Origin of the sequence: Neorhizobium vignae, assembly GCF_000732195.1 — a bacterium.
GTDB lineage: Bacteria > Pseudomonadota > Alphaproteobacteria > Rhizobiales > Rhizobiaceae > Neorhizobium > Neorhizobium vignae.
In genome coordinates this window covers 55,624-73,626 of record NZ_JNNU01000007.1, presented here as the reverse complement: position 1 = coordinate 73,626, position 18,003 = coordinate 55,624, and the positions used below count along the sequence as shown (strand labels likewise).

Here is an 18,003-nt window from a genome sequence, read left to right as displayed (position 1 = left end):
CAAGCCAGGAGGAACCATGAACGCGCAGGACAAACCGAAATCGCCGGCCGTGCCGGTCAGCGGCGATCTCGACGAACAGGCGCTGTTCTTCCACCGCTACCCGCGGCCCGGCAAGCTTGAAATTCAGGCCACCAAGCCGCTTGGCAACCAGCGCGACCTGGCGCTTGCCTATTCCCCCGGCGTTGCGGCACCTTGCCTGGCAATCCGCGACAATCCCGACATGGCGGCTTACTATACCGCCCGCGCCAATCTCGTCGCCGTCGTTTCGAACGGCTCGGCCGTGCTTGGCCTTGGCAATATCGGCCCGCTGGCTTCGAAGCCGGTCATGGAAGGCAAGGCCGTCCTCTTCAAGAAATTCGCCGGAATCGACGTCTTCGACATCGAGATCGACGCGCCCGGCATCGAGGCGATGGTCTCGACCGTTTCGGCGCTGGAGCCGACCTTCGGCGGCATCAACCTCGAAGACATCAAGTCGCCGGAATGTTTCGAAGTCGAGCGCCGGCTGCGCGAAAAGATGAACATCCCGGTCTTCCACGACGACCAGCACGGCACGGCGATCATCGTCGCTGCCGCCGTCTTGAACGGGCTGGAGCTCGCGGGCAAGAACATCGCCGACGTCAAGATCGTCACGTCAGGCGCGGGTGCTGCCGCGCTCGCCTGCCTGCATCTCCTCGTCTCGCTCGGCGCGAAAAAGGAGAATATCTGGGTCCACGACATCGAAGGCCTCGTCTATGACGGGCGCAATACGCTGATGGACGAGTGGAAGGAAATCTACGCCCAGAAGTCCGAAAAGCGTGTCCTTGCCGACAGCATCGGCGGCGCCGACGTGTTTCTCGGCCTCTCCGCCGCGGGTGTGCTGAAGCCCGAACTGCTGGCACAGATGGCGGAAAAGCCGCTGATCATGGCGCTTGCCAATCCGACGCCGGAAATCATGCCCGAGCTTGCCCGCGCCGCCCGCCCCGACGCGATGATCTGCACCGGCCGTTCGGACTTCCCGAACCAGGTCAACAACGTGCTCTGCTTCCCGTACATCTTCCGCGGGGCGCTCGATTGCGGCGCCCGGACGATCAACGAGGAAATGAAGATGGCGGCGGTCAAGGCCATCGCGGCGCTTGCGCGCGAGGAAGTCTCCGACGTCGCGGCGCGCGCCTATTCCGGCGAGACTCCCATCTTTGGAGCCGACTACCTCATCCCCTCGCCTTTCGACCCGCGCCTCATCCTGCGAATCGCACCGGCGGTTGCCAGGGCAGCTGCCGAGACCGGCGTCGCATCCCGGCCAATCCAGGATTTCGAAGCCTATCTCGACCAGCTGAACCGCTTCGTCTGGCGCTCCGGCTTCGTCATGAAGCCGATCTTCAGCGCCGCCAAGGTTTCTGAAAAGAACCGCGTGATCTTCTCCGAAGGCGAGGACGAACGCGTCTTGCGCGCCGCCCAGGTTCTGCTCGAGGAAAAGACGGCGACCCCGATCCTGATCGGGCGCCCTTCCGTCATCGAGGCGCGGCTTGCCCGTTTCGGCATCCGCATCCGCCCGAATGTCGATTTCGCCGTGGTCAACCCGGAAGACGATCCGCGCTATCGCGACTATGTCGACGAATATTTCGCACTGGTCGGCCGCGAAGGCATCAATCCGGAAGCGGCGCGCACCATCGTGCGCACCAACAATACGGTGATCGGCGCGCTGGCGGTCAAGCGCGGCGATGCGGACGCGCTGATCTGCGGCGTCGAGGGCCGTTTCGACAAGCATCTCAGCGACGTGAACCAGATCATCGGCAAGCGGCCGGATGTCTGCGCCTTCTCCGGCCTCAGCCTGGTGATCTCGCAGCGCGGCGCGATGTTCTTCACCGACACGTTCGTGAACTACAATCCATCCGCGCAGGAGATCGCCGAGATCACCATTCTGGCGGCAGAGGAAATCCGCCGGTTCGGCATCACCCCGAAGGCGGCGCTGATCTGCCACTCGAACTTCGGTTCGCGCGATTCCGAAAGCGCCCAGAAGATGCGGGCGGCCCTGAAGCTGGTGCGCCAGCGAGCGCCGGAGCTGGAAGTGGACGGCGAAATGCAGGGTGGCTCGGCATTGTCGGAAACGCTGCGCAAGCGGGCCATGCCGGACAGTTCGCTGACCGGCGAAGCCAACCTGCTGGTTTTCCCGAATCTCGATGCGGCAAACATCTCGCTCGGTCTGGTCCGTAACCTCACGGACGCTCTGCATGTCGGCCCCATTCTCCTCGGGGCAGCCCAGCCGGCGCATATCCTGTCGTCCTCGGTGACATCCCGCGGCGTGGTGAACATGGCGGCGCTCGCCGTCGTGGAAGCCTCGCAGCCAAATCTGCAGGTTCAATCCTGAGTTGAAATTCTTCCCCTGCTTTGGCGCGGGCCCTTTCGGGGGCTCGAGCGGCACTCGGGATCGATTTCACCATGCGGTGATCACGGCTTTATGAGATTATCAACCGGCACGTTCCATGATGCCATCTCCCATCTAAGGAGAGGATGCCGGAATTGCCGATACCGCTTCGCGGCCTGCTGACCATACCGCTCTTGCTTCTGCCGGCCGCAGCGCTGGCGGGAGACCCTGCCGTTTGTGCAGCCCTTTACCGGAAACTTGGAAACAGCCCGCAGATCATCGGCAGCACGTCTCTGGCACGCAGCTATGCCCAGCAGCTTGGCGAATACAATGCCGATATCCGGGAATTGCGGGTCGACATGCGCCGCGCCGGCTGCGGCAATGGCAGCGTCGTGGTTCTGGGTGGCCCGAATGCCGAGGTCTGCGGCCAGATGCGGGATGCGCTGGACAGAATGGAACAGAGCCGCGACGCGCTGGCGGCGGAACGGAACAGTTCCCGGCAGATGATCCTGCCCTCGGAAGAGCGGAATGCCATTCTCGCCGCCATCCGCGAGCAGCGCTGCATTCCCTCCTTCGAGCCGCTGCCGCCTGTTGTCGACGACCGCCGCAAGGTGCCGGGCATCGAGCTTCCGAGAGAAGAACAGCCCTATTCGGGGATCACCAACCTGCGCACCCGCCCGCCGCAAAAGCCGCAGGCAGCCGCTGCCCAGCCGCCGGTGCTCACGCCGCCGCCGGACCGGCCATACGATCCGAACAAGAAGGTGCGCACCGTCGGGCCGGCTTTCCTGCCCGAAGCGGATATCGACCTCAGCAATCCGAAAACGGCAGGACCGCAGCCGCAGCAGTGATTAGCGGTTTTCCCAGCGATCCTGAAAGATCAGCTCCTCTAGGGCCAACCGCTGGCGCCAGCCCTTGAGCGCCAATTCCGGCTCGCCATAGAGTTGATCGACATAACCGAGGCAGAGCCACGCGACGATCTCGATGCGGTCGGGAATGCCCAGCAGTGCGCGCACGTCCTCCTCGCGAAAGATGCTGACCCAGCCGACACCGACGCCCTCGGCCCTTGCCGCAAGCCACAGGTTCTGCACGGCGCAGACGGTCGAATAGACGTCCATGCGCGGATTATGGGTACGGCCGAGCACGACCGGGCCGGCGCGATCCGGATCGCAGGTGATGCAGATCGACAGCGGCGCCTTGACGATGCCTTCGAGCTTGAGGCTGCGATAAAGGTCGCGGCTTTCCTCGGCAAACATCTCCGCGGCCTCGTCGTTGGCGCGCGAGAAGGCAGCCCGGGCCGCCTCCCGGATCGCCGGATCGCGGATGAGGATGAAATTCCAGGGCTGCATGAAGCCGACCGAGGGTGCCGAATGCGCGGCGCCAAGCAGCCGCATCACAAGGTCGTCCGGCAACGGGTCCGGCAGGAACTGGTCGCGCACGTCGCGGCGCGTCTCGATCGCCCGGTAAACGGCCGCGCGCTCGGCCTTCGAAAATTCACCGGCAGGCAGCAAGGCATGCTCGAAAGGATCAGGCTGCATCGTTAGTCCCCAACAATGCCGTCGCTCCCTTGCCTTTCGGAAGCAAGGAGAGGTCCGAAACCTTTCCGCCGTCCGCGCGGGCTGGTCTATCTCGTCAGGCCGGTCTTCTGACTTGGCTTCGTCCGCCTCCACCGCCGCCTTCCCGGTTTCCCAGTGGCTTTCATATCCTGCGGCCGAGCGTCCACCTCACAGCGTTGGGCACGTTCCGGTTCCACCCCGGATTCCCGATTCTCCGGCTTGTCGCCGGCACCTGACGGGATCGGTTATGCCCTTACGCCATCCTCGGCGCAAGGCGCTCATGCGACGGGGAAATAGCGCACATAGGCAAACTCATCGCCATCAGGCGACCAGTTCGGCGAATTCATCGTGCCCTGCCCGCCGAAGAGCTCGAACAGCGTTTCGACATTGCCGCCGTCCATGTCCATCAGCCGGACGCGAACGTCGAGATCGCGCGGGTGGTCGAAGACATCGGCGTCGTAGGAGACGAAGACGATCTTGTCACCCTTCGGTGACGGATGCGGAAACCAGTCGCCGTAACCACCGTCGGTGATCTGCTCGGCCATGCCGCCTGCGGCCGGGACGCGCCAGATCTGCGTCAGTCCGGTGCGACTGGAATTGAAATAGATCCATTTCCCGTCCGGCGAAAAATCCGGCCCGTCATTGCGTCCCTCACCGAACGTCAGCCGCGTCTCCTCGCCGCCTTCGATGCCGATCGTATAGATGTCGAACTCGTCGCCGCGGATGCCGCAATAGGCGAAGCTTTTCCCATCCGGCGACCAGCCATGCCAGTAGGAGGGCAGGTTCAGGGTTACCAGACTTGGCACGCCGCCACCGGCGGGAAGGACATAGATCGCGGACTTGCCGAACTCTACCTTGTCGGAAATGGCGATCAGCGAACCGTCCGGCGAAATGCCGTGGTCGTTGTTGCATTGGCGGGCAAATCCGGTATCGACCAGAGCGGGGCCGTTATCACCGTCCGGAGACAGACGATAGATCAGGCCCTCGCTGTTGAGCATCAGGTAGCGCCCGTCGGGCGACCAGTTGGGCGCCTCGAACAGGGCTTCCGTCTGCCAGACCACCCGCATCGTCCTCGTTCGAATATTGAAGATCTCGACCGAGCTGCGCAGGGCCATGATCCTCTCCTAGCGATCGCGGAAACGGTTGGTGATCGGATAGCGCCTGTCGCGGCCGAAATTCTTCTTGGTGATCTTGACGCCCGGCGCCGATTGGCGCCGCTTGTATTCGGCGAGATAGAGCAGGTGCTCGATCCGGTGAACGGTAGCGATGTCGTGGCCGCGGGCGATGATCTCTTCCGTGCCCATCTCCAGCTCGACCAGGCATTCCAGGATGTCGTCGAGCACCGGATAGGGCGGCAGCGAATCCTGGTCGGTCTGGTTGGGTCTGAGTTCCGCGGACGGCGCCTTGGAGATGATGTTCTTCGGGATCACCTCGCCGCTCGGGCCGAGAGCCGTCGGCGGCAGGTGTTGGTTGCGCCAGGCGGCCAGCGCATAGACCTGCATCTTGTAGAGGTCCTTGATCGGGTTGAATCCGCCGTTCATGTCGCCGTAGAGGGTCGCATAACCGACCGACATTTCCGACTTGTTGCCGGTCGTGACCACCATCGAGCCGAACTTGTTGGAGATCGCCATCAGGATCGTGCCGCGCGCACGGCTCTGGAGGTTCTCCTCGGTAATGCCCTCCTCGGTCCCCTCGAACAGTTCGGCCAGCGCCGACGAAAAACCGTCCACCGGCTCGGCGATCTGCACGATGTCGTAACGGCAGCCGAGCGCTCTCGCGCAATCGGCCGCGTCCTTCAGCGAATCCTCGGAGGTGTAGCGATAGGGCAGCATCACCGTGCGGACCCTCTCCTCGCCGAGCGCATCGACGGCGATCGCCGCGCAGATGGCGCTGTCGATGCCGCCGGACAGGCCGAGCACGACCGACTTGAAGCCGTTCTTGTTGACGTAGTCGCGGAAACCAAGAAGGCAGGCGCGATAGTCCGCCTCCTCCTTTTCCGGAATGCGCGCCATCGGCCCGCGGGCGCAGTGCCAAGTCTCGCCAATCCGTCTCCACTCGGTGACGGCAACGGCCGCCTCGAACTGGCTCATCTGGAAGGCGAGCGACTTGTCCACGTTGAAGGCGAAGCTGGCGCCGTCGAAGACCAGCTCGTCCTGGCCGCCGAGCTGGGCGGCGTAGATCATCGGTAGGCCGGTCTCGATCACCTGCTTCAGAACGACCTGATGGCGGATATCCACCTTGCCGCGATAATAGGGCGAACCGTTCGGCACCAGCAGGATTTCCGCCCCGCTCTCCGACAGGGTCTCGCAGACGCCGAGATCGCCCCAGATGTCTTCGCAGATCGGGATGCCGAGCCGGACGCCGCGGAAATTCACCGGCCCTGGCATTTCGCCGGCGATGAAGACGCGCTTCTCGTCGAACTCGCCATAGTTCGGCAGGTCGATCTTGTCGCGCACCGCGATCACCTTGCCGCCGTCGAGCACGGCGATCGAATTGTGCCGGCCTTCCGCGCTCTGGCGCGGGAAGCCGATGATGACGCCGGGGCCGCCGTCCGCCGTGTCGGCAGCCAGCTCCTCCACAGCCTTCAGGCAGGCCTTCAGGAAAGCCGGCTTCAGGACGAGGTCTTCCGGCGGATAACCGGACAGAAAGAGCTCGGTGAACAGGATGATATCCGCCTCTTCGCGGGCGGCATCCTTTCGGGCTTCTCGCGCCAGCGCCAGGTTGCCGGCGATATCGCCGACGGTCGGGTTGAGCTGGGCGACGGCGATGCGGAAAGTCTGGCTGATGTCCTGGGTCATGATACCGATTTAGCGTCAGCCGCAGACGGCGGCAACGTCGTTCCGAGAGTTTTTTGTCATTCAGGCGGATGCGGGGCGATCGCCCGGATAATGCGGTACGCCATCCTCCGGCAATTGGTAGAAATCCCCCTTGTCGGCACAATAGATATGCTCGCCCATGACAAGCCCGCTCGGCTGGTCGAAGGCGCCCGCCAGGATCGAAATGCTTGCCGCGCCCTTCGCCTGCCAGAACAGCGCAGAGCCGCATCGCGAGCAGAAGCCGCGCCGCGCCTCGTCGCTGGCGCGATACCAGCTCAGCGTCTCCTCGCCTTCGAGCGTCATGTTTTCGACGCGAACGCTGGTCGCCGCGTAATAAAGCCCGGTCTGGCGGCGGCATTGCGAACAATGGCAGGCCGTGACCGTCCGCAGCGGACCCACCGTCTCAAACCGGATCGCACCGCACAGGCAACGACCGCCGTTCTTCTGCTGCATGCAACATCCCCGACGAAAGCGATGCGCTCAGTCTCGCGAGCGGCGGCCTCAGGGTCAAATCTATTCGGCTGATAATGACCATCAGCGGAAGCAATACGAAGACACAGAAAAGGCCGGCGTCACCGCCGGCCTTCCCTGATTTCCAACAATCGAGCGCGGCGGTTCAGCCGTTGACGACCATCCGCTTTTCGTCGCGGCCGCTCTTCATCCGCTCGGCGAGCAGGAAGGCGAGTTCCAAGGCCTGGTCAGCGTTGAGGCGGGGATCGCAATGGGTGTGGTACCGGTCCTGCAGGTCGCCGGCCGTGACGGCGCGGGCACCGCCGGTGCATTCGGTGACGTCCTTGCCGGTCATCTCGATATGGATGCCGCCCGGATGGGTGCCTTCCGCGCGGTGGATCTGGAAGAAGCTTTCGACTTCCGACAGGATCCGGTCGAACGGCCGGGTCTTGTAGTTGTTGAGCGTAATCGTGTTGCCATGCATCGGATCACAGGACCAGACGACTTTCCTGCCTTCCCTCTCGACGGCGCGGATCAGCTTCGGCAGGCTGTCGGCGACCTTGTCGTAGCCGAAACGGCAGATCAGCGTCAGGCGACCGGCTTCGTTCGTCGGGTTGAGCGCGTCGATCAGCTCGATCAGGTTGTCGGGCTGCAGCGACGGACCACACTTGAGCCCGATCGGGTTCTTGATGCCGCGGAAATATTCGACATGCGCATGGTCGAGCTGGCGGGTGCGGTCACCGATCCATAGCATGTGGCCCGACGTCGCGTACCAGTCGCCCGAGGTGGAGTCGACGCGGGTGAAGGCCTCTTCGTAACCGAGCAGCAGGGCTTCGTGGCTGGTGAAGAAGTCCGTTTCGCGCAGGCTCGGCTGGTTTTCCGAGGTGATGCCGATCGCCGTCATGAAGTCCATGGTCTCGCTGATGCGGTCGGCGAGCTTGCGGTAACGTTCACCCTGCGGGCTGTCCTTGACGAAACCGAGCATCCACTTGTGAACGTTTTCGAGATTGGCGTAACCGCCCATCGCGAAGGCGCGCAGCAGGTTGAGCGTCGCCGCCGACTGCCGGTAAGCCATCATCTGGCGCTCCGGATCCGGCGTGCGGGCCGCCTCGGTGAACTCGGTGCCGTTGACGATGTCGCCGCGATAGGTGAGCAGCGTCTTGCCGTCCTGCGTCTCGTGCGAATTGCTGCGCGGCTTGGCGAACTGGCCGGCGATGCGGCCGACCTTGACGACCGGAAGCTGGGCGCCATAGGTCAGGACAACCGCCATCTGCAGGAACGAACGGAAGAAGTCGCGGATGTTGTCCGCCCCGTGTTCGACGAAGCTTTCTGCGCAGTCGCCACCCTGCAGCAGGAAGGCATTGCCTTCCGCGACACTGGCAAGCTGCTTCTTCAGGCGGCGGGCCTCACCGGCGAATACGAGTGGCGGAAAGGTCGCGAGCTGAGCTTCCGTCGCTGCCAACGCGCCCTTGTCCGGGAATTCCGGGACCTGCTGGATCGGTTTTTGCCGCCAACTGCTCGGGGTCCAATTCTGTGCCATCTCGCTCACCTGTTTCAGCCTCGGCCATCCTCTGCCGGGCAAGTCTTTAAAATCGAGGCGGCTTATAGACCTTAACAGCGGCGTTGCATAGCCGTTTTGCCCGCTTTCACCACCGGCCAGTCCCCCGCGAAAGACCTCGAATATCAAGCTGACGCCGTAGCCCGGCGGATCGCATGCAGTATGAAATCAGGACATGCCTTGAATTTTACTCTCGTTCTTAGCCACAATTTCACGAATTTGCGCGAGGTTCCTGCAGGGTTTTCTTGCTGGGGAGCAGGCAATGCATCCGATGACACGTTTATGGAAGGATCGCGGCGGCAATTTCGGCGTCATGACTGCCTTTCTACTGGTTCCGCTGATCGGAACGGCCGGCATGGCGCTCGATTTCGGCCACGCGCTCACCGTCAAGCAGCAACTCGTCGGCGCGGCCGATGCGGCCGCCGTCGGTGCGATCGCGGAAAAATCGAAGGCTGTCGCCCAGGCGATGCAGCTGCCGGGCGACGGAAGCGTGGCGCTCGATCCGGCCGAGGCCCGAAGCATCTTCCTCGGTCAGATGTTAGGCGAGCTTTCCACCCTGCCGGTGAACGTCGATATCGAGGTCGCGAAGAACAACGGCATCCTGACCTCGCGCGTGTCGTTCACCGCGACCTTGCCGACCACTTTCATGACGATCCTCGGCAAGGATGACATTACTGTATCCGGCCGGGCCACCGCGCAGTACCAGACGCCGTCGTTCCTCGACTTCTACATGCTGCTCGACAACACGCCTTCGATGGGGGTCGGGGCGACACCTGCGGACGTGGCCAGACTCCGGGCAGCCACCATCAACGGCCGCAACGGAAAAGACAAGGATTGCGCGTTCGCCTGTCACATCGTCTCGGAAAGCGGCGTCGAGGACAAGGACAGCTACTACAACCTCGCCAAAAAGATTGGAGCAACGATCCGCATCGACGTTGTGGCCGATGCGGTCGCCGCGCTGATGACGACCGCCAAAGACACCCAGACTGTTAACAGTCAGTTCCGGATGTCGGCTTACACGTTCGGGCGCTCCGCGCTCGACGCGAACCTCTTTACGGTCGCCAGTCCGACGACCGATCTGGAGGCCCTCGGCAAGGCCACGGAAAATATCGAGCTGATGAGCATCCCGAGTCACGATTACCCAAACAATCAGACTGACTACAATGCGGCTCTCACCGGCATCGACGAGAAGATCAAGTCGACGGGCAATGGCACCAGTACTGCCGACCGGCAGGCGATCGTCTTCCTGGTTGGCGATGGCGTCGGCGATGCGCAGCGCTCGAACTGCAAAAAGAAGCTGACCTACACGAAAAAGGGGTCGGAACAGCTGCCGCGTTGCATGGAACCGATCGACGTCGAATACTGCAACGACATAAAGCTCCGGGGCGTGAAGATTGCCGTGCTCTATACGACCTATCTGCCTCTGCCGGAGAACGGCTTCTACAACAACTGGATCGCCCCGTTCCAGCCAAGCATACCCAACAACATGCGGGCCTGCGCCACCGAAGGTTATTACTTCGAGGTGAGCCCGACCGAAGGTATCGCCGCCGCCATGAATACCCTTTTCCGCAAGATCGTCAGCGCGCCGCGCATCACCAGCTGACACCGCGCCGAAGCTGCGAGCGCGTCAGACGCGCTCGCCGTTCTTCACCCGGTAGCTCGGGTTGTACATCGTGACCAGCTCTTCCGCTGCCGTCGGATGGACGGCCATGGTGCGGTCGAAATCGTCCTTGGTGACGCCGGCCTTCAGCGAAATTCCCAGAAGCTGCGCCATCTCGCCGGCATCGTGGCCAAGGATGTGGGCTCCGACCACCTTGCGGCTTGCCGCGTCGACGACCAGTTTCATGATCATCTTTTCCGACCGACCCGAAAGCGTCGCCTTCATCGGCCGGAATTCGGCGCGGTAGATCTCGATCTCCGGATAGCGCTTGGCCGCCTCCTCTTCCGACAGGCCGACCGTGCCGATCTCCGGCTGCGAGAAGACGGCGGTGGCGATCAGGTCGTGGTCGGGAGCGGTCGGATTGCCCTTGTACTCGGTTTCGATGAAGCACATCGCCTCATGGATCGCCACGGGCGTGAGCTGTACCCGGTCGGTGACATCTCCGAGCGCATAGATATGCGGGACGCTGGTGCGGGAATATCTGTCGACGACGATGGCGCCGCGCTCGTTCATCTCGACGCCCGCGGCCTCCAGGCCCAGCCCGCTGGTATTCGGATCGCGCCCGAGCGCCAGCATGACGGTGTCGACCGCAATCGTCTCGCCGCTCATTGTCCTGGCGACAAGCCCACCGGCCGGCGCCCTGGTGACCTCCTCGATCACGTCCGTCAGCACGATGCGGATGCCCTTCTCGACCATCGCCTTGTGCAGGCCCTGGCGCATGTCGTGGTCGAAGCGCGACAGGATCTCCTTGCCGCGATAGATCAGCGTCACGTCGACGCCGAGGCCGTGGAAGATGTTGGCGAATTCGACCGCGATATAACCACCGCCGGCAATCAGGATGGAGCGCGGCAGTTCGGGCAGATCGAAAGCCTCGTTGGACGAGATGCAGAGTTCATGGCCGGGCAGCGCCGCATGCGGGTTGGGCGCGCCGCCGGTGGCGATAACGATCTTTTCGGCAGTGACCGTCTTGCCGCTCTTCGTAAGCCGGATCGTATGGGCATCGACCAGCTCGGCGCGGGTCTCGAGGATTTCCGCACCGTTGTTTTCAAGACCCTTGCGATAGAGGCCTTCGAGGCGCGCGATCTCCCTGTCCTTCGCGGCGATCAGCTTCTTCCAGTCGAACGTGCTCGCTCCGACGTCCCAGCCGTAACCGACCGCGTCCTCGAAATGCTCGTGATATTGCGATGCGTAGACGAAGAGCTTCTTCGGCACGCAGCCGCGAATGACGCAGGTGCCGCCGAAACGATATTCCTCGGCGATCGCCACCCGCTTGCCGAGCGATGCCGCCACGCGGCCTGCCCTCACGCCGCCCGATCCGCCGCCAATCACGAAGAGATCATAGTCATAGGCGGTCATAATATTCTCCTTGAGAGCAGGCGGCTGGATGTGGCTCACATATAGGGATGACAGATCCAAAAGGAAAAGCCCGGATTGCTCCGGGCTTCCTTAAAATTCGACGGGTGGACGATGCTATCAGGGCTTCGGCGCGGGCGCCGGGGCCGGCTTGGCGGCCGGAGCGGCGGGCTTGGCCGGAGCGGTGGCAGCCGGAGCGGTGGCAGCCGGAGCGGTGGCAGCCGGAGCAGCGGGCTTGGCCGCGGGCGCAGCAGCGGGCTTGGCCGGGGCCGGCGGAGCAGCAGGCTTTGCCGGTGCGGGTGCAGCGGCCTGTGCTTCCGGAGCCGGAGCGACGACCGGCGCCTGGATCGGATTTGCGTCGATGATGCCGCGCAGCTTTTCCGAGCTCTGGTTGGTCAGGTCGCGGGAAATCCCGTTTGCCCAGATTTCAGCGGCCTTGGTCAGTTCACGGCTGACGAGCGGCTGGGTGGTCAGCAGCTTCTTGCCCGTCTCCGTGTTGAAGAAGGTGGAAATCGACTTCAGTTCATCGGCCGAAAAGCTCTTGGCGTAAATGGTCGCCGCTTCCTTCTCGAGATCGGCACGGCGCGGTGCAAGCACGAGCGCCTGCTCGTCGACGACGTTGGAGATTTGGCCCTGGAAATTCGGAGAGGCCTGGATGAACTGGGCCTTCAGACGTTCTGCCAGGTTGGGCAGGATATTATCGTAACGATCCGTGACGTTGAGCGCCGTGATCGCACCGCGCGCAGCGGCAAGCTGGGCTTCCGAAACTTCCTGGGCGCGAGCCGATACCGTGAAGGCGCCGGAGAAGAGGATGGCCACAGCGGCGGCACGGCCGAGAACCGCGTATCTGATCATGAGTTGGTTGCTCCTAGTTTACTTCGCCTCAAGCGTCCGCGCTCCAGCCTCACCGGCAATGATCGCTAAGGACGCCATATGAATGAACAGCCCGTGTTCCACGACACCGGGAATGAAATTAAGCTCCGCCGACAGTGCGTCTGCATCAGGAATGCGGCCAAAAGATGCGTCGAAAATGTAGTGGCCGCCATCCGTCGTGAAGACTTCAGCCCCCGATTTGCGCAGCTTCAACTCGCCGGTCAATCCTAACCGGGAAGCAGCCTTTTCGATGGCAATCCGGGTCGCCGTCTGGCCGAAGGGATTGATCTCGATCGGCAGCGGATAGGCTCCGAGCATATCGACCAGCTTGCTTTCGTCGGCAATCACGATCATGCGGGCAGACGCCGCGGCGACGATCTTCTCGCGCAGCAATGCACCGCCGCCGCCCTTGATCAGGGTCAGGTTGGCATCGACTTCGTCGGCGCCGTCGACCGTCAGATCGAGTTCCGGAAGCTCGTCGAGCGATTTCAGCGGGACACCGAGCTCGACACAGAGCCTCGCGGTGCGTTCGGATGTCGGCACGCCTTCGACCTTGAAGCCGCCGTGGACCTTTTCGGCGAGTAGCCTGACGAATTCGTCCGCCGTCGAACCGGTGCCGATACCCAGCCTCATGCCGTCCTCGACATAGGCCAGTGCCGCTTGCGCCGCCTTGACTTTCATTTCCCGGGCGTCCATCCGCCAAAAGCTCCCCGCTGTTTTCGCCGACCCGCTGTTTACACGCCTCTCCCCGCAAACGAAAGTCCCCTCGCGGCGGGTTTTACGAAGGGCCGCGAATCTCGCATATTTGCTTTTCACGGCAGCATTGCTTAATCCGGGGCATCTCCCGAACGACGTTCACGAGGTTCCATTGACCGCTCCACTTGTCATTTTCGACCTCGACGGCACGCTGATCGACACCGCACCGGATCTTATCGACAGCCTCAACTACACGATCGAGGACGTCGGCCTGCAGCCGGTGACCTTCGAGGACCTCACCCATCTCGTCGGCCAGGGCGTGCGCGTGATGATCCGCCGCGCTTTCGAACTTCGCAGGGTTCCGCTCGACGAGCCGACGGCGGCCAGGCTGTTCGATCGCTATATGGAGCACTACGAGGCGGAGATGCCGGGCAGAAGCCGCCCCTACGACGGCGTCGTGGCGTGTCTCGACCGCCTGACGGCAGCCGGGATGCGGCTTGCGGTCTGCACCAACAAGTCCGAACGTCTCGCCTTCCCGCTTCTCGAAAAGCTCGGCCTTTCGGATCGCTTCGTCGCGATGACCTGCGGCGATACCTTCGCCGTCCGCAAGCCGGATGCCCGGCACATTTTCGGTACGATAGAACGGGCGGGCGGAAATCCCGCGACGAGCGTCATGATCGGCGACAGCGTCAACGATATCCTTGCCGCGCAGAATGCCGGCATTGCCTCCGTCGCCGTGACTTTCGGTTATTCCGACGTCGCGGTCGATACGCTCAACCCGGATCGGGTGATCGGCGGTTATGACGAGCTGACCGTGGGGATGGTGGAAACGTTGATTGCCGCCGACGTGAAGAAGCTGGCGGCTGCCAAATGAAAAGCGGCCCTGAGGCCGCTTTCTTCTGCAATCCGAAACTCGTTCTCAGCCCAAGCTGACCTTAGCTCTGGGCCGCCCGGACCTTGGTGGTTGCCACGAAAGCCTTCATCGTCGCACTGTCGCGGCCGTAGACGTCGTCGAAATACTCGACCTTGCCGTCCTTGTTCGGCCAGGCGGTGAAATAGGCGACGTAGACCGGGATCCTGACCGGCACCTTGGCGGCGACGTTCTCGCCGGCGGCGATCCGCCCGTTGACGTCCTCGATCGTGGTGCCGAGTACGGCGGCCGCCATCTTGCGGGGTTCGGCAAGACGGACGCAGCCGTGGCTCAGCGCCCGCATGTCGCGCTGGAAGAAGCTCTTCGAGGGCGTGTCATGCATGTAGATCGCGTGGCTGTTCGGGAACAGGATCTTCAAGTCGCCGAGTGCGTTATCACCCGAGGGCGGCTGGCGCACGGAAATCTTGTCGGTCGAGCCGAACCAGTTGACGCTGCTCGACGGGACCGCCCTGCCGCCGACCGATACCTCGTAACCCATCCGGTCGAGATAGCTCGGATCCTGGCGCAGGTGCGGCAGCATCTCGTTGATGATTATCGACTGCGGCACGCCCCAATAGGGGTTGAACTCGACGGTTTCGATTTCATCCTGGAAGAAATAGGTCTGGTTGGACTTGCTGCCGACCACGACGCGCATCGCGAACTGTTCGGCACCACGGTCATGGTAATAGACCGTGAAGGCCGGCTGGTTGATGAAGACGTAACGCTGGCCGAGGTCGTCCGGCAGCCAGCGCACCTGTTCCATGGCGACTTCGACCTTCTCGATCTTGTCCTTCGACGTATGGCCGACCATCTTGCGCACCGTCGCATTGCCGATGACGCCATCGGCCTTGAGACCGACTTCCGCCTGGAAGGACTTCACGACATCGACGAGTTCCGGCGTGTAGTCCGGGGTCTGCTGATAGGCCGCCAGCGTCGCCGCATGTTTGGTCTTCAGCGCTTCCGAACCGGTATGCTGGATTGCGGCGATGATGTTCGCCATATCCGCGCTGCTCTTGCCCGGCTTCAGGAGAATCTCGCTCGGCAGCGAGATCTGCGGACCGTCGTTGACCGCTGCGGCGCGCAGCGTTGCAAGCTCGGCCTTCAGCGCCTGGAATTGAGGGCTCTGCGGCGCGAGGCCTTCGAGGTAGGCCGCCACGTCCGTACCGGTCTGCGCGAAGGGCAGGACGAGCGAGAGCTTGCCGTCCTTGCGCTTGAAGTCGTGGTAACCGGACACCTTGTTCGGGTCGATGCGGCCACGCGTCATGTCCTGCGCGAACGTCAGCACCTTTTCCGACAGCGCCAGTTCGAACTGCATCAGCGCGCGATCGTGGCTGTCGGCGGCCGAAACCGGTGCAGATGCCGTCGCGGAAACGTTGATGGGGGCCGCCGCATCGGTCGGGGCCGCGACGCTTGCCGTTGTCAGCGCCGGGACCGGGAGGATGTAATCGGCCGGTTCCAGCCCGTATTCGCCGGCCCGCTCGAAGAGCGACAGCACGCCCCTCGCCTTCTCATTGACGTCGCCAGCGGTGATCCAGAGAGGCTCCGCAGCCTTGCTGTAGAAGGCTTCGAGAGCGGTCGCGATTTCCGCCGGCGCGGAAACCTTGGCCTCGGCGATGAGGCGCGTGCCGTCCGTCGCAGACGCCGCGGCGAAGGCGGTCGTCTTCACGGCCCGCTCGGCATCCGGCTTGTAGGTGTAATATCGAGGACCGGAGACCTTCGGCAGCGGCTCGGGATCGGCGAGGCTGCGCTCGGTCGGCGTGCCGGTATTGCCGCCGACGCCCGGCAGGCCGTTATCGGCCCGCCCTGCCCGTTCCGCGCCGGGACCGCCGCGCAGAAGGTCGAGAAGTGTCACGGCATGTGCCGGAACGGCCGCACCGGTAAACATCGAGATGCCGGAGACGAGCGCCAATGCGATCGAAGTTTTTTGGTGTTTGTGCTGCAATGTCGTCCCCGTCACCTGCATCCGCGTCTTGATCCGCGGGCTCGAATATATATCACGCCATCTAACCGATCGCGTGAGGGATGGAAAGAAACGCCCGAGTGGCCGGTGGCTTTCGGCTCCGCCGGAAACAGCATCGGTGCGCAGCCGGAAGGTTAAGAAACTATTCGTTAAATTTTTACTGACGACCACCGACAAGCACCCGGCCGGAGGGCGGATTGCGCTGTATAATTCCGCGGTCCGTGTCATAAAAGGCACGACCAAAGCCTGCCAAAAAGCCTGCTAGGCCGGCTTGCAGACGTTCGCCAATCGTATAGTAATGCCGCCGGCCGGCTCCGACGCGGTAACGCGTTGTTGATCTTTCAGGACACCGGCAGCGACCACGAGCAAAAAGAGGCAGCGAAGATGGCATCGACCCGCACCGAAACCGATACGTTTGGCCCGATCGACGTGGCGAGCGACCGTTATTGGGGGGCTCAGGCGCAGCGCTCGCTCGGCAACTTCAAGATCGGCTGGGAAAAACAACCGCTCGCGGTCGTGCGTGCGCTCGGTATCGTCAAGCAGGCCGCCGCCCGCGCCAATATGGAACTGGGCGGACTCGACGCTTCGATCGGCAAGGTCATCGTCGAAGCGGCCCAGGAAGTCATCGACGGCAAGCTCGACGACCACTTCCCGCTGGTCGTCTGGCAGACGGGCTCCGGCACCCAGTCGAACATGAACGCCAACGAAGTGATCTCCAACCGCGCGATCGAAATGCTCGGCGGCGTGATGGGCTCCAAGAAGCCCGTGCATCCGAACGATCACGTCAACATGAGCCAGTCGTCGAACGATACCTATCCGACGGCCATGCACATCGCCTGCGTCGAAACCATCGTGCGCCACCTGATCCCGTCGCTGAAGCATCTGCACGAAGCGCTGGAAGTGAAGGTCAAGGCCTTCTCCCACATCATCAAGATCGGTCGCACCCATACGCAGGACGCCACCCCGCTGACGCTCGGCCAGGAATTTTCCGGTTATGCGGCGCAGGTCGGCTCGGCGATCGCCAATATCGAACTCACGCTTCCGGCGCTTTCCAAGCTCGCCCAGGGCGGCACGGCGGTCGGCACCGGCCTCAACGCCCCGGTCGGCTTTGCCGAAAAGGTCGCCGAGGAGATTTCGAAGATCACCGGCCTGCCGTTCGTCACGGCTCCCAACAAGTTCGAAGCACTCGCCTCGCACGACTCGATGGTTTTTGCGCACGGCGCGATCAACGCCGCCGCCGCTGCTCTCTTCAAGATCGCCAACGACATCCGTTTCCTGGGCTCCGGCCCGCGTGCGGGCCTTGGCGAACTGTCGCTGCCGGAAAACGAGCCGGGTTCGTCGATCATGCCGGGCAAGGTCAACCCGACCCAGTCGGAAGCGCTCACCCAGGTCTGTGCCCACATCTTCGGAAACCATGCGGCTCTCACCTTCGCCGGCAGCCAGGGCCATTTCGAGCTCAACGTCTACAATCCGATGATGGCCTACAATTTCCTGCAGTCGGTGCAGCTGCTCGGCGACGCTGCCGTCTCCTTCACCGACAATTGCGTGGTCGGCATCGAGGCTCGCGAAGACAATATCAGGCGCGGCGTGGAGAACTCGCTGATGCTGGTCACCGCCCTTAACACCAGGCTCGGCTACGACATCTGCGCCAAGATCGCCAAGACCGCCCACAAGAACGGCACGACGCTTCGCGAAGAAGCGGTCGGCGGCGGATACCTGACGAACGAGGAGTTCGACCAGTATGTCCGCCCCGAAAACATGATCGGCCCTAAATAAGCCGATCCGCCCGACACTATAACATACAAGCCCGCCTTCCGCATGGCGGGCTTTCTC

Annotated in this window: 13 protein-coding genes, 1 pseudogene and 1 riboswitch; of the genes and pseudogenes, 5 read left to right on the top strand and 9 right to left on the bottom strand. The window is 63.0% G+C overall.

Annotated elements, in window-relative coordinates; translation table 11 throughout:
* Positions 1 to 16 precede the first annotated feature (16 nt).
* On the top strand, positions 17 to 2,344 hold the full coding sequence (locus GQ59_RS13405; protein WP_037081953.1) for an NADP-dependent malic enzyme: 2,328 nt from the start codon (positions 17 to 19) through the stop codon (positions 2,342 to 2,344).
* Positions 2,345 to 2,496: 152 nt separating this feature from the next.
* Positions 2,497 to 3,189 (top strand): hypothetical protein, encoded by a 693-nt coding sequence (locus GQ59_RS13400; RefSeq protein WP_207642194.1) that lies wholly within the window; start codon positions 2,497 to 2,499, stop codon positions 3,187 to 3,189.
* On the opposite strand, the gene bluB is transcribed toward GQ59_RS13400, so the two are convergent.
* The 5 genes from bluB to GQ59_RS13375 all read right to left on the bottom strand — a co-directional run bounded on the left by bluB (position 3,190) and on the right by GQ59_RS13375 (position 8,700).
* The gene (bluB, locus tag GQ59_RS13395) at positions 3,190 to 3,876 is read right to left on the bottom strand and encodes a 5,6-dimethylbenzimidazole synthase (protein ID WP_037081949.1); all 687 of its coding nucleotides are present in this window, start codon (positions 3,874 to 3,876) and stop codon (positions 3,190 to 3,192) included. It lies immediately after the preceding gene.
* Positions 3,877 to 3,956: 80 nt separating this feature from the next.
* A riboswitch (cobalamin riboswitch) is annotated at positions 3,957 to 4,145 on the bottom strand.
* Between the two features lie 27 nt (positions 4,146 to 4,172).
* Positions 4,173 to 5,003, bottom strand: a complete 831-nt coding sequence (locus tag GQ59_RS13390) for a TolB family protein (RefSeq protein WP_037082417.1) — start codon at positions 5,001 to 5,003, stop codon at positions 4,173 to 4,175.
* A gap of 15 nt (positions 5,004 to 5,018) precedes the next feature.
* Complete coding sequence (locus GQ59_RS13385; protein WP_037081948.1) at positions 5,019 to 6,692, bottom strand: NAD+ synthase; 1,674 nt, start codon at positions 6,690 to 6,692, stop codon at positions 5,019 to 5,021.
* A 60-nt stretch (positions 6,693 to 6,752) separates the two neighbouring features.
* Complete coding sequence (locus GQ59_RS13380; RefSeq protein ID WP_037081946.1) at positions 6,753 to 7,163, bottom strand: GFA family protein; 411 nt, start codon at positions 7,161 to 7,163, stop codon at positions 6,753 to 6,755.
* A 163-nt stretch (positions 7,164 to 7,326) separates the two neighbouring features.
* Positions 7,327 to 8,700: a class II 3-deoxy-7-phosphoheptulonate synthase gene (locus GQ59_RS13375; RefSeq protein WP_037081944.1), complete on the bottom strand. Its 1,374-nt coding sequence runs from the start codon at positions 8,698 to 8,700 to the stop codon at positions 7,327 to 7,329.
* A gap of 280 nt (positions 8,701 to 8,980) precedes the next feature.
* On the opposite strand from GQ59_RS13375, the gene GQ59_RS13370 reads away from it, so the two are divergent.
* Positions 8,981 to 10,321, top strand: a complete 1,341-nt coding sequence (locus tag GQ59_RS13370; RefSeq protein WP_037081941.1) for a TadE/TadG family type IV pilus assembly protein — start codon at positions 8,981 to 8,983, stop codon at positions 10,319 to 10,321.
* Positions 10,322 to 10,345: 24 nt separating this feature from the next.
* Here GQ59_RS13370 and gor read toward each other — a convergent pair whose 3' ends face one another.
* From gor to rpiA, 3 genes and pseudogenes are all read right to left on the bottom strand, one after another.
* On the bottom strand, positions 10,346 to 11,734 hold the full coding sequence (gene gor, locus GQ59_RS13365) for a glutathione-disulfide reductase (protein WP_037081938.1): 1,389 nt from the start codon (positions 11,732 to 11,734) through the stop codon (positions 10,346 to 10,348).
* A 285-nt stretch (positions 11,735 to 12,019) separates the two neighbouring features.
* Positions 12,020 to 12,586 (bottom strand): annotated as a pseudogene (locus tag GQ59_RS13360) (DUF2059 domain-containing protein); the annotation flags it as partial.
* An 18-nt stretch (positions 12,587 to 12,604) separates the two neighbouring features.
* Positions 12,605 to 13,300: a ribose-5-phosphate isomerase RpiA gene (gene rpiA / locus GQ59_RS13355; RefSeq protein ID WP_037081935.1), complete on the bottom strand. Its 696-nt coding sequence runs from the start codon at positions 13,298 to 13,300 to the stop codon at positions 12,605 to 12,607.
* Between the two features lie 172 nt (positions 13,301 to 13,472).
* On the opposite strand from rpiA, the gene GQ59_RS13350 reads away from it, so the two are divergent.
* Positions 13,473 to 14,174, top strand: a complete 702-nt coding sequence (locus tag GQ59_RS13350) for an HAD family hydrolase (protein ID WP_037081933.1) — start codon at positions 13,473 to 13,475, stop codon at positions 14,172 to 14,174.
* Between the two features lie 61 nt (positions 14,175 to 14,235).
* On the opposite strand, the gene GQ59_RS13345 is transcribed toward GQ59_RS13350, so the two are convergent.
* Positions 14,236 to 16,173, bottom strand: a complete 1,938-nt coding sequence (locus GQ59_RS13345; RefSeq protein WP_084683142.1) for a L,D-transpeptidase family protein — start codon at positions 16,171 to 16,173, stop codon at positions 14,236 to 14,238.
* Positions 16,174 to 16,554: 381 nt separating this feature from the next.
* Here GQ59_RS13345 and fumC point away from each other — a divergent pair, with 381 nt between their 5' ends.
* Positions 16,555 to 17,946 (top strand): class II fumarate hydratase, encoded by a 1,392-nt coding sequence (gene fumC / locus GQ59_RS13340; protein ID WP_037082413.1) that lies wholly within the window; start codon positions 16,555 to 16,557, stop codon positions 17,944 to 17,946.
* The last annotated feature ends 57 nt before the right edge of the window (positions 17,947 to 18,003 follow it).

What these genes read in the sequence shown, in the direction of transcription:
- GQ59_RS13405 (WP_037081953.1), top strand. Translation starts at nt 17, where the DNA reads ATGAACGCGCAGGACAAACCGAAATCGCCGGCCGTGCCGGTCAGCGGC.
- bluB (WP_037081949.1), bottom strand. Translation starts at nt 3,876, where the DNA reads ATGCAGCCTGATCCTTTCGAGCATGCCTTGCTGCCTGCCGGTGAATTT.
- GQ59_RS13385 (WP_037081948.1), bottom strand. Translation starts at nt 6,692, where the DNA reads ATGACCCAGGACATCAGCCAGACTTTCCGCATCGCCGTCGCCCAGCTC.
- GQ59_RS13380 (WP_037081946.1), bottom strand. Translation starts at nt 7,163, where the DNA reads ATGCAGCAGAAGAACGGCGGTCGTTGCCTGTGCGGTGCGATCCGGTTT.
- GQ59_RS13375 (WP_037081944.1), bottom strand. Translation starts at nt 8,700, where the DNA reads ATGGCACAGAATTGGACCCCGAGCAGTTGGCGGCAAAAACCGATCCAG.
- GQ59_RS13370 (WP_037081941.1), top strand. Translation starts at nt 8,981, where the DNA reads ATGCATCCGATGACACGTTTATGGAAGGATCGCGGCGGCAATTTCGGC.
- gor (WP_037081938.1), bottom strand. Translation starts at nt 11,734, where the DNA reads ATGACCGCCTATGACTATGATCTCTTCGTGATTGGCGGCGGATCGGGC.
- rpiA (WP_037081935.1), bottom strand. Translation starts at nt 13,300, where the DNA reads ATGGACGCCCGGGAAATGAAAGTCAAGGCGGCGCAAGCGGCACTGGCC.
- GQ59_RS13345 (WP_084683142.1), bottom strand. Translation starts at nt 16,173, where the DNA reads ATGCAGGTGACGGGGACGACATTGCAGCACAAACACCAAAAAACTTCG.
- fumC (WP_037082413.1), top strand. Translation starts at nt 16,555, where the DNA reads ATGGCATCGACCCGCACCGAAACCGATACGTTTGGCCCGATCGACGTG.